The sequence below is a fragment of the Herbaspirillum sp. UBA812 genome, assembly GCF_002296545.1.
Classification (GTDB): domain Bacteria; phylum Pseudomonadota; class Gammaproteobacteria; order Burkholderiales; family Burkholderiaceae_D; genus Herbaspirillum; species Herbaspirillum huttiense.
The window spans coordinates 1-11,352 of sequence record NZ_DBIC01000104.1 but is presented as its reverse complement, the minus strand read 5'-3'; the positions used below and the strand labels follow the sequence as shown (position 1 = coordinate 11,352).

9 protein-coding genes and 1 pseudogene are annotated in these 11,352 nt (G+C 64.3%); 9 read left to right on the top strand and 1 reads right to left on the bottom strand.

Features of this window, described 5'->3' with window-relative positions; translation table 11 throughout:
• On the bottom strand, positions 1 to 621 hold a 621-nt coding region (locus B3873_RS06630), incomplete at its 3' end, for an aminoglycoside phosphotransferase family protein (RefSeq protein WP_286864779.1).
• A gap of 97 nt (positions 622 to 718) precedes the next feature.
• Here B3873_RS06630 and B3873_RS06625 point away from each other — a divergent pair.
• The 9 genes and pseudogenes from B3873_RS06625 to B3873_RS06585 all read left to right on the top strand — a co-directional run.
• Positions 719 to 3,001: an LPS-assembly protein LptD gene (locus tag B3873_RS06625; RefSeq protein WP_286864777.1), complete on the top strand. Its 2,283-nt coding sequence runs from the start codon at positions 719 to 721 to the stop codon at positions 2,999 to 3,001.
• Between the two features lie 25 nt (positions 3,002 to 3,026).
• Positions 3,027 to 4,526, top strand: coding sequence for a peptidylprolyl isomerase (locus B3873_RS06620; RefSeq protein ID WP_286864775.1), 1,500 nt, complete (start codon positions 3,027 to 3,029; stop codon positions 4,524 to 4,526).
• 123 nt (positions 4,527 to 4,649) lie between these two features.
• Positions 4,650 to 5,672, top strand: a complete 1,023-nt coding sequence (pdxA, locus tag B3873_RS06615; protein ID WP_286864773.1) for a 4-hydroxythreonine-4-phosphate dehydrogenase PdxA — start codon at positions 4,650 to 4,652, stop codon at positions 5,670 to 5,672.
• Between the two features lie 26 nt (positions 5,673 to 5,698).
• The gene (gene rsmA, locus B3873_RS06610; RefSeq protein ID WP_034335595.1) at positions 5,699 to 6,481 is read left to right on the top strand and encodes a 16S rRNA (adenine(1518)-N(6)/adenine(1519)-N(6))-dimethyltransferase RsmA; all 783 of its coding nucleotides are present in this window, start codon (positions 5,699 to 5,701) and stop codon (positions 6,479 to 6,481) included.
• Positions 6,482 to 6,644: 163 nt separating this feature from the next.
• A complete protein-coding gene (locus tag B3873_RS06605) occupies positions 6,645 to 7,022 on the top strand; it encodes a hypothetical protein (protein WP_034335597.1) in 378 nt (125 codons plus the stop codon).
• Positions 7,023 to 7,285: 263 nt separating this feature from the next.
• The gene (locus B3873_RS06600) at positions 7,286 to 8,881 is read left to right on the top strand and encodes an EAL domain-containing protein (RefSeq protein WP_286864771.1); all 1,596 of its coding nucleotides are present in this window, start codon (positions 7,286 to 7,288) and stop codon (positions 8,879 to 8,881) included.
• Between the two features lie 107 nt (positions 8,882 to 8,988).
• On the top strand, positions 8,989 to 9,393 hold the full coding sequence (gene gloA / locus B3873_RS06595) for a lactoylglutathione lyase (protein ID WP_039790136.1): 405 nt from the start codon (positions 8,989 to 8,991) through the stop codon (positions 9,391 to 9,393).
• 175 nt (positions 9,394 to 9,568) lie between these two features.
• Positions 9,569 to 10,852: a chloride channel protein gene (locus tag B3873_RS06590; protein WP_286864770.1), complete on the top strand. Its 1,284-nt coding sequence runs from the start codon at positions 9,569 to 9,571 to the stop codon at positions 10,850 to 10,852.
• 203 nt (positions 10,853 to 11,055) lie between these two features.
• A pseudogene (locus tag B3873_RS06585) lies at positions 11,056 to 11,352 on the top strand (TonB-dependent receptor); the annotation flags it as partial.

The window sequence follows — 11,352 nt, the reverse complement described above, 5'->3', positions numbered from 1 at the left end:
GGGCAGCACCATCAGGTTGCGCGAGTGGTAGTCGCTGTGCACGTAGACCTGGGGCTGCGCCAGGTTGTTGGCCAGGATAGCGTCGAAGGTCTTGTCCAGCACCGCGTTCTGCTCGTCGGTGAGGGTGACGCCCAGGTGCTTGCCGATATACCACTCGCGGAACAGTTCTAGCTCGCGCAGCAGCAGCGGGCGGTCGTATTCGGGCAGGGCCTCGGGCTTGCTTTGCGCTTGTAAAAGTACCAGGGCCTCGATCGCATCCATGTATAGTGCGTGCGCGCTGTCGGCCGAGAGCTGCGACAAGTAGGTCGTGGAACCCAGGTCCGAGAGCAGCAGGAAGCCGCGCTCGGTATCCTGCGCCAGTACCTTCGGCACGGTCACCCCGGTCTCGCCGAAGAGGCCGGCGACCTTCACGAAGGGACGGACGTCTTCCTGCGGCGGCGGGGCATCCATCACGATGGCACTGCCGCCGTCGGGTGTGTCCACCCGGAAATAACGGCGGAAGCTGGCGTCGGCCGAGGCCGGGCGCAGGGTGGAGGACAGCACCGGGGTATCGGCCAGGGTGGCCAGCCAGGCTTGCAATTCGGACAGGCGGAGATCGGGGGTGGAACCAGGTGAAGACATGAACTATCTGAGGAAATCGTTTGACGAGGTTGAGTTCCCATATAATAAGGGATTAAACCCAAAAAATCCGCCTGCACGGTATCTAGCCTCTCTTTTCATGATCCGGTTTTCCAAGTCTTTCACTGAACGTACTGTCAACTGGCGGCTGGCGCGTCTGTTTTCTTCGGCAATGGTAGTGGCTTCGGCCTCGGCCCTCCTGCCGCTGTCGGTGCACGCCCAGATGAGCATGCCCACCGCTGCGCCTGCCACGCCGCCCGCACAGGACCAGGACGCCCCGGTCAATGTCAGCGCCGAGCAGATGACCGGCCGTCCCGACCGCCAGGTCAACCTGGACCGCGACGTGGAGCTGGTCAAGGCAGCGACCACCATCAAGTCCGACAAGGCCGAATACCGCATCATCCAGGATGAAGTCGAGGCCACCGGCCACGTCTGGATGCAGCGCCTGCAGGACCAGTACACCGGCGACTACGCCGAGATGAACATGGGCACCGGCGCCGGCTACGTGACCAATCCGACTTACCTGATCGGCAAGAACGGCGGGCGCGGCAAGGCCGAGCGCATCGACTTCCTGTCGGACGACCAGGCCAAGGTGACGCAGGGGACCTACAGCACCTGCGAGGCACCGGATCCCGACTGGTATCTGCGCGCCAACACCATGGACCTCGACAGCGGCCGCGATATTGGCACCATGCATGGCGGGCTGCTGTATTTCAAGGATGTACCGATTCTGGGTTCGCCCTGGATGACGTTCCCGCTGTCGGGGGAGCGCAAGTCGGGCGTGCTGCCGCCGACCATCGGCATGACCAGTACCGGTGGTGCCGAGATCTCGGTGCCGTACTACTTCAACTTGGCACCCAACTATGACCTGACGCTGGTGCCGAAGTACATCGCACGCCGGGGTCTGCAGATGGGCGCGGAAACCCGATACATCGGCGATACCTACAGCGGTATTACCAACGTCGAAGGTATCCAGGACCAGCTCACCGGAACCGGCCGCTATTCGCTTTCCTCGATCCACAATCAGACCTTGGCACCCGGTCTGCAGCTGGCCTGGAACCTGAACAAGGCCTCTGACAACGACTATCCGTCGGACTTCGCGCACTCAATCACGGGCAGTACGCAGCGCCTGCTGCCGCGTAACGTCAGCCTCAGCTACGCCAGCACCTACTGGAGCGTGACCGGACTGGTATCCAAGTACCAGCTGCTGCAGGATGTCAACGCACCGATCGGCAAGCCCTACGACCGGGTGCCGCAGATCACTTTCACGGGTAACCGCTACGACATCGGCGGATTCGACTTCAGTACCACCGCCGATTTCACCCGCTTCTCCAGCGGCGACCTGATCGGCGGCGACCGTGCCTACGTCACGCAGTCGGTGTCTTATCCCATCATCCGCCCGGGCTATTTCATCACGCCCAAGGTGATCCTGGATGCGACCAGCTACAACCTGAACAACGTCTCGGCCGGTCAGCCGACCAACCTGACGCGGACCGTACCGACGGTGTCGCTGGACTCGGGCCTGATCTTCGAGCGTGACGCCAACCTGTTCGGCCGCAGCGTGACGCAGACGCTGGAACCGCGCCTGTTCTACGTTCGTACCCCTTACCGCGACCAGTCGCAGTATCCGGTGTTCGATTCCGGCCTGGCCGACTTCAACTTCGCACAGATCTTCACCGAGAACCGCTTCGTAGGCCACGACCGCATCAGCGACGCCAACCAGCTGACCGCCGCCGTCACTTCTCGTTTGATCGAGGAGAACGGCCTGGAGCGCCTGCGTGCCGCCATCGGCCAGCGCTACTACTTCGCCGATCCCAAGGTCGCCGTGAGCGGCACCACGACCACCACGCTGGGCAGCAAATCCGACCTGCTGATGGCCCTGGGTGGCCAGATCACCCGCGAGTTCTCCACCGACAACACGGTGCAGTACAGCGAGACCTTGCGCCAGATCGTGCGTTCCACTTTCGGCATCCGCTGGCAGCCGGCCCCCAAGCGCGTGCTGAACCTGCAATACCGCCTGGATCGCACCTACATCAACCCCTACACCGGCGTGCTCGATCCGCTCAAGCAGGTCGACGTGTCGGGCCAGTGGCCGATTACCCAGCGCATCTACGCCGTCGGCCGCGTGAACTATTCGATTCCGGACCGTACGGTGGCCGAAGGCCTGGCCGGCTTCGAGTACAAGGCCGACTGCTGGGTCTTCCGGGTGGTGGCGCAACGCATCCCGACCTCGTCCACCAAGGCATCGACGGGCTTCTTCATTCAGCTCGAACTCAATGGCCTCTCCAAGATCGGGTCCAACCCGCTGGATGCCATCAAGAGCAGCGTGCCCGGTTACCAGAACGTGAACCTGCCGGATACCATGCCCGGCAACAACTTCTAACCTTTTTCGAACCAACGATTAGTCCATGCGTAATATGCGTACACCACTCCTCGCAACAACCAAAACAGTGACCGCGCTGCTGTGCATGCTGGGCGTGATCAGCAATGCGCATGCGCAGTTCGCGACCACCATCATCCCGGTAACCCCGCCGGAAACCACCGGCAGCGCGCCGTCGGCACCGGCCAAGGGCTCGCCCAAGGCAGCCGCCAAACCCGCCGCCAGCAAGCCTGCCGCCCCTGCGGCGGCACCCGCTGCCCCCGCGCCGGCTGCAGCCAGCGGGCGCAATGAGCCGCGCCCGGTGGATTCCATCCTGGTGGTGGTCAACAATGAAGTCATCACCCGCCAGGAAGTCGCCGAGCGCCTGGCCAGCGTCGAAAAGCGCATGGCCTCGCAGAATGTGCAGTTGCCGCCGCGCCAGCAACTGGTGCGCCAGCTGGTCGAGCGCATGATCGTCGAACGTGCCCAGGCGCAAATGGCCAAGGAAAACGGCATCGTGGTCGACGATGCCATGCTGGATCGCGCCATGCAGCGCATCGCCGAGCAGAACAAACTGTCCATGCCGGAATTCCGCAGCCGCCTGGAAGCCGAGGGCATGAACTACGCCAGCTTCCGCGAAGAGATCCGCCGCGAAATCCTGAGCCAGCGCCTGCGCGAGCGTGAAGTGGACAACAAGGTGGTGGTCACCGAGTCCGAGATCGACAACTACCTCGCCGCCGAAGCCAATGCCGGCGGCCAGCGTCAGGAACTGGACATCGCCCAGATCCTGATCCGCGTGCCGGAAAACGCCAGCCCCGAACAGCTGGCCGCCCGCCGTGAACGTGCCGAAGACGTGCTGCGCCAGTTGAAGACCGGTGCCGATTTCGCCAAGACCGCCGCCGCGTACTCCGATTCGTCGGATGCCCTGTCCGGTGGCGACCTTGGCTGGCGTCCGGCGGACCGCCTGCCGCAACTGTTCCTGGATGGCGTGGCCAAGCTGCAGGATGGCCAGGTCAGCGGCCTGCTCAAGAGCGGCAACGGCTTCCACATCCTCAAGCTGGTCGGCCGCCGCGCCGCCGGTGGCACCCAGGCAGCCGCCCCCGCCGTGCAACAGACCCACGTGCGCCACATCCTGATCAAGGTCAACCAGGTCGTCACCGCGGCCGAAGCCAAGCGCAAGCTGACCGAACTGAAGGAGCGCCTGGACCACGGTTCGGCTACCTTCGAGGAACTGGCCAAGCTGTACTCCAATGACCTGTCCGCCTCCAAGGGCGGCGACCTCGGCTGGATCTATCCGGGCGATACCGTGCCCGAGTTCGAGCGCGCCATGGATCAGTTGAAGCCGGGCGAAGTCAGCCAGCCCATCGAAACCCCGTTCGGCTATCACCTTATCCAGGTGGTCGAGCGCAAGACCGACGATGCCTCCAAGGAGCGCACCCGCCAGGCCGCGCGCCAGGCCATCCGCGAGCGCAAGATCGAGGAAGCCACCGAGGACTGGATGCGCCAGATCCGTGACCGCGCCTACGTCGAGTATCGCAACGACGATTGATCGCCGCACCGGCAGGGGCAGCCAGCGGGCTGTCCCCATGCGTGCAAGAGAGGCCGGCCTTGTCGCCGGCCCTTGCCTTTTTGAAGCCCGTTTTTTCCCATACAGGCCATGAGTGACACCGCCATGAACCGACCCATCCTCGCGCTGACCTGCGGCGAACCGGCAGGCATCGGTCCGGAAATTTCCCTGCGGGCCGCCTGGGAGCTGCGCCACGAAGCGCGCTGCATCCTGCTGGGCGACGCCGCTTTGCTGGCGCAGACGGCCTATGAGATCGATCCGCAGATGCGGGTTGCGGCGCTCTCCATCCAGGCCTGGCGCAACAGCGGCCTGCCCAATTTTCCGGTCGATTGCCTCACCGTCATCGATTGCCCGGTGGCCGAACCGGTGCGTGCCGGCGTGCTGGACGCACGCAATGGCCGTGCCGTGCTGCAGACACTGGACCTGGCCGTGCAGGGCGCGCTGTCCGGCGCCTTCGCCGCCATCGTCACCGCGCCGCTGCAGAAGAGCACCATCAACGATGCCGGCGTGGCGTTCACCGGCCACACCGAATACCTGGCTGAGGTCACCAACACGCCGCAAGTCGTGATGATGCTGGCCGGCGGGGACGCGCCGCACCTGCGCGTAGCGCTGGCGACCACGCACCTGGCCTTGAAGGACGTACCGGCCGCGATCACCGGCGAGAGCCTGGCGCGCACGCTCGATATTCTGCAAGCCGACTTGCGCGAGAAGTTCGGCATCGCCCGTCCGCGCATCCTGGTCACGGGCCTGAACCCGCATGCCGGTGAGAATGGCTATCTGGGCCGCGAAGAAATCGAGGTCATCACGCCCGCGCTGGAAGCGGCCCGTGCACGCGGCATTGATGCCCGGGGACCGTATCCCGCAGACACGCTGTTCCAGCCCAAGTACCTGGAAGAGGCCGATTGCGTCCTGGCCATGTATCACGACCAGGGCCTGCCGGTCCTGAAATTCGCCAGCTTCGGCCACGGCATCAACATCACCCTCGGCCTGCCCCTGATCCGCACCTCGGTCGATCACGGCACTGCCCTGGACCTGGCCGCCGCCGGCCTCGGCCACGCCGACCATGGCAGCCTGTGCGTAGCCATCCGTGCCGCTGCCGACATGGCGCGCCGCCGGGCCGCCGCCTGATATTGCAAGAACCCACTGGAACCACCATGAAACACATCCCGCGCAAACGCTTCGGCCAGAACTTCCTCACCGATGACGTGGTGCTGCACGACATCATCCGCTCCATCGCGCCCGCCGCCGACGATGCCATGGTCGAGATCGGCCCGGGCCTGGCGGCCATGACTGCGCTGCTGCTGGAAGAGTTGCGCCACCTGCACGTGGTGGAACTGGACCGCGACCTGGTCGAGCGCCTCAAGAAACGGTTCAGCGCCGAGCGCCTGACCGTGCATTCAGCTGACGCCCTCAAGTTCGATTTCGCCAGCATCCCGGTGCCGGAAGGCCGCAAGCTGCGCGTGGTCGGCAACCTGCCCTACAACATTTCCAGCCCCTTGCTGTTCCACCTGGCCGAGATCGCCCCGCAGGTGCAGGACCAGCATTTCATGCTGCAGAAGGAAGTGGTCGAACGCATGGTCGCCGAACCAGGCGGCAAGGCCTATGGCCGCCTGTCGGTGATGCTGCAGTGGCGCTATCACATGGAGCTGCTGTTCGTGGTGCCGCCTACCGCCTTCGATCCGCCGCCGCAGGTGGATTCGGCCATCGTGCGCATGATCCCGCTGGCGCAGCCCATGGCCTGCGAGCAGGCCTTGCTGGAGCAGGTCGTCACCAAGGCCTTCTCCCAGCGCCGCAAGGTGATCCGCAACTGCGTAGCGGGCCTCTTCACGGAAGACGAATTGCGCCAGGCCGGCGTCGATCCGCAGGCGCGCCCGGAAGCGGTGCCGGTGGAACAGTTCGTGGCCCTGGCCAACCTGCTGGCCGCGCGCCAGGCCTGAGGCCCGTACAGGGCGAGCAATGCGGCTGTTGCACTTTATTACAGCCGCGGCGCCACCCGTAAGAACTGTAACGAAGTTTCATATTCCGTAGTTTCAAGCTGAACCTGTCTTATATTGGAATCGTGCCGCGACAGATCGCGGACTTCTTTGACAGGAGCCAATCATGGCCAGCAAAAAAATCGCATCGGTATTGATCGCCACCACTCTTCTGGCTTCGGCCGCCGTCGTCAGCACGCCTGCGATGGCGCATGACCGGGGCGGCAACGGCGTGGCGATTGCTGCCGGTATCATCGGTGCCGTCGCCATCGGATCACTGATCGCCAACTCGCAGCCGGCACCGGTCTATCAGGCCCCGCCGCAACAGGTTTACTATGAGGCCCCGCAGCCGGTGTATTACCAGCCGCCGCAGCAGGTGGTCTACGAGCAGCCGCGCTACTATGCCCCGCCGCCTCCGCGTCCGGTGCGTTACGTGGAACGGACTGAGGTACGTACCTATCGTTACGACGACCGTCCGGATTACTACTCCTACTATGGCCGCTGATCACGGCCGATGAGCAGGGCGGAGGACCACGGTTCTTCGGCAGGACATCCGGGCGCAAGCCATCTTGAGGAAAACGGGCAACCTTGTCGGGTTGCCCGTTTTTTGTCGTGGGGCGCAGAAAAGCGGCCGTAGGCAAGCAAAGCGTCAGTAAAACGCTACACAATGACGAGCAGATTGGTAATTTGTCAGCATAATGAGGCTGATCGTTTCGTCAGAATGACGTAGCAACGCGCATTGCCAACCAGCAAGGAGACGCCCCCCCGATGATGGCCCCCATCGCCGCCGATGACATCCGGACCGCCCTCGACGCCGGCCACCTCTGGCCGGCGCTGCAGCCGCTGGTGCATCTGCGCAGCGGCCGCATTGCCGGTTTCGAGATGCTGGCGCGCTGGACCTGTCCGCAGCGCGGCGTGGTTTCCCCCATCGATTTCATCGACATCGCCGAACGCGGCGGCGTACTGGATGTCCTGCTGCTCAAGTTGCTCGACACGGTGGCCGCCTCCCTGCGCCACTGGCCCCCGGAGCTGCGCCTGGCAATCAACCTGTCGCCCTGCCAGTTCCTCGACGGCAGCCTGTTGGACCGTCTGGCCGCCGTGATGCATCAGCATGGCCTGCCCATGTCGCGCCTGCAACTGGAGATCACCGAGACCGTGCTGGTGCAGGACCACGAGCGCACCTTGCAGACCATCCTGGCCGCACGCCAGGCCGGGGCCAGCCTGTCGCTGGATGATTTCGGCACCGGCTATTCCAGCCTGACGCGCCTGCAGTCCTATCCCTTCGACGAGATCAAGATCGATGCCAGTTTCGTACGCACCATGGACCAGAACCCGGACAGCTTCCGCATCGTGCTGGCGGTCGCGGGCCTGGGCCAGAGTCTCAAGATGCACGTGGTCGCCGAAGGCATCGAGACTGAACACCACGCCCATCTCCTCAAGCGCATGGGCTGCGAATTTGGGCAAGGCTTCCATCTCGGCCGTCCTGCTCCGCTGGCCGATGCGGCACGGCTGATCGGCGAGCGCGGCGTGTGGTCGCGCCACAGTGCCGGGATCGATACCTCGCCCTTCCAGCGCTGGCACCAGCTCGATTCGCTCTATCGCAGCGCGCCGGTTGGCCTGTGCTTCCTCGACCCCTTGCTGCGCGTGGTCAGCGCCAATGCCATGATGATCGACCTGCTCGGTGGCTATGCTGGCACCGAGCTGGAGGGCAGCCCGGTCATCGACCTGTTGAACCGCAGCGAACATCGCCCGCTGTTGCAGATGGTGGCCGAGGTGGTCGACGGCGCGTCTCCTGCCGCCACCGAATTCTTCAATTCGCGTACCGGACGTACCTCATTGCTGGCCTTCCAGGTGGTGCGCAGCGACCTGGGTGAATTGTTGGGCATCTCAGGCTCGGCGGTGGACATCACTGCGCGCGTGTCCGCCGAGCGTACCGTGCGCGACAGTGAAGAACATTTCCATCGGGCCATCGACCTCAGTCCCAACATCCCCTGGGCCGCCGATGCGCAAGGCGTGATCGACTACATTGGCCCGACCTTCGAATGGCAGCCCGAGCTGACCACCGCCCAGCGCCACCAGCAGTGGCTGGGGCGCATGCCCGAGGAAGACCGCCTGCGGGTGCGTCAGGAATGGCTGGCCAACCTGCCCACGGGGCGCCCCTTCCGCACCGAATTCCGCGTGCTCTGGCCGGACGGCCAATGGCGCTGGATGCGCAGCCGTGCCTCACCCCACAGCGACAGCGAGGGCCGCATCGTGCGCTGGTACGGACTGATCGTCGACATCAGCACGGAGCGCCGATTGCAGTATCGGATCAGTGCGCTGGAAGAGCAGATCCACCGTCTGCGCGGGACCGATCAGGACTGAGTGCGCCCGCGATGTTCTGCGCCTGCGCGGAGGGCCTTCGGCGAGCGTCCGGCAAATCGGGGATAATGTCGGCTTGCTTCACGTTAGCCATGAAAAGGAGTCGCCAAGTGAGAATGTTGCATACGATGCTGCGCGTGGGAAATCTGGACCGTTCCATCGATTTCTATACCCAGGTGCTGGGCATGAAACTGCTGCGCAGGAATGACTACCCCGACGGCAAGTTCACGCTGGCCTTCGTCGGTTACGGCGAAGAACGCGATCACACCGTGCTCGAACTGACCCACAACTGGGATACCGAATCCTATGACCTGGGCACCGGCTACGGCCACATCGCCATCGAGGTCGACGATGCCTACGCCGCCTGTGAGGCGGTCAAGGCCAAGGGCGGCGCGGTCACCCGCGAAGCCGGTCCGATGAAGCACGGCAAGACCGTGATTGCCTTCGTCACCGATCCGGATGGCTACAAGATCGAGTTCATCCAGAAGAAGGAACAGTACAGCGCCGCCGATTGAGGCAAGTCGCTGTCAGCCTGCCAGCCCGCTCACGCGGGCTTTTTTCATGGTGCGGCCATGCGGCGGGATTTTCGCAGCACAGGCCGTGTCCATGAGGATGCATCGCTGCATCCACGCATGTCTGCATCTTGCATCTTGCATCTCTGCATCAACAGAACAACAACAGGAACGCCAATTGAGCCTCTACCAACTCTCCAAAAGTCATCTGCGCCGGCTATGGGTCGAATACGGCATCCTCTGGAGCGGTGCCATCATCGTCGGCCTGGTCGCGGTGCTTTATGCACAGGCCATTGAACTTGGCTTCGGCGTCTTCCGCAGCATCGAACACAGGTCGCCCTGGCTGCCGCTGCTGCTCACGCCCGCTGTCTGTGCCGCCTGCGTGTGGCTCACGCGCCGCTACTTCCCCGGCTCGGAAGGCAGCGGCATCCCGCAGGCTATCGCCACCCTGCATGGAGATACCGCTGAACGCGGCAGCGTGCTGCTGTCCATCCGCGTGCTGGCCGGCAAGATCGTGCTGTCGGTGGTGGCCATCGCCGGCGGCATGACCATCGGGCGCGAAGGACCGACGGTGCAGATCGGTGCGGCCATCATGTACAACCTGCGCCGCCTGTATCCGGCCGGATACGAGCACATGGAGCGCCGCCTGATCCTGGCTGGCGCCGCCGCCGGCCTGGCGGCGGCCTTCAACACGCCGCTGGCCGGCATCGTCTTCGCCATCGAGGAACTCTCGCGCAGCTTCGAACAGCGCGCCAGCGGCGTGGTCATCACCACCATCATCTTCGCCGGCCTGGTGGCGCTGTCGATCAATGGCAACTACACCTATTTCGGCTCCATCGCCTTCCCTGGCGAAACCAGCGGCCGCCTGATCCTTGCCGTGGTCGTGACCGCGGTACTGATGGGCGTGGCCGGCGGACTGTTCTGCTGGCTCATCCTCAATCCGACCCGCTGGATTCCTGCCCCCGTCGTGACGCTGCGCGCCGAACGTCCGGTGGCGTTCGCGGCGCTGTGCGGTTTCATCGTCGCGGTCATCGGCGTGGCCGCCGGCGGGGCCACCTTCGGCAGCGGCTACGAACAGGCGCATGGCCTGCTCAACGACGGGCAGGGGCTGTCGGTGTTCTATCCCTTCCTCAAGTTCGCTTCCATGATCGGCTCCTACCTGCCGGGCCTGCCGGGCGGTATCTTCGCGCCTTCGCTGTCCATCGGCGCCGGCTTCGGCAACCTGCTGCACCTGCTCTTCGGCGGCACCTCGCTGCCGATGCTGGTGGCGCTGGCCATGGTGGGCTACCTCGCGGCCGTCACGCAATCGCCGATCACCGCCTTCGTGATCGTGATGGAAATGGTCGACGGCCATGCGCTGGTGATCTCGCTGATGGCCACCGCGCTGATCGCCTCGGCGGTCTCCAAGGTATTCGCACCGCCGCTGTACGAAACGCTGGCCGAACGTTATCTCAAGCACTGACGCTACACATCGTCGAAAGGCTGCGTCAATTTGACGCAGCCGCCGACACCCGCTCCCCGGGCTGCTGAGCGCCGCCTTCGTCATTCTGTCGTGCCGCGCGCGACAATATGTCGCACTCCCTCGTCGTTTTGCTTGGCCATAATCGCCCGCTGTACTTGCCTGCACAGACAGGCAGAACAATAACGACAACCCTGGGGATTTCCATGCAACTCACTCCTTGTGCCTGCGCCATCGCGCTGGCGTTCAGCGCTTGCGGCCATGCCCTGGCCCAGACCACTTCTGATGCGGCCGATGCGCCCTTGCCAACCGTGACCGTGCGCGGTGACAAGCCTGCCGCAACGGCGCCGCTCAACGCTGACAGCGCTGCGCTGCTGGCCGATCAACCCGGTTACGCCAGCGCCGCAGCAGGCGGCGTTTCGGCGCTGCCGGTCCTCAATGGCTTCGCTGCCGACCGCCTCAAGATCCGCCTGGACGGCATGGAGGTCACCGCCGCTTGTGGC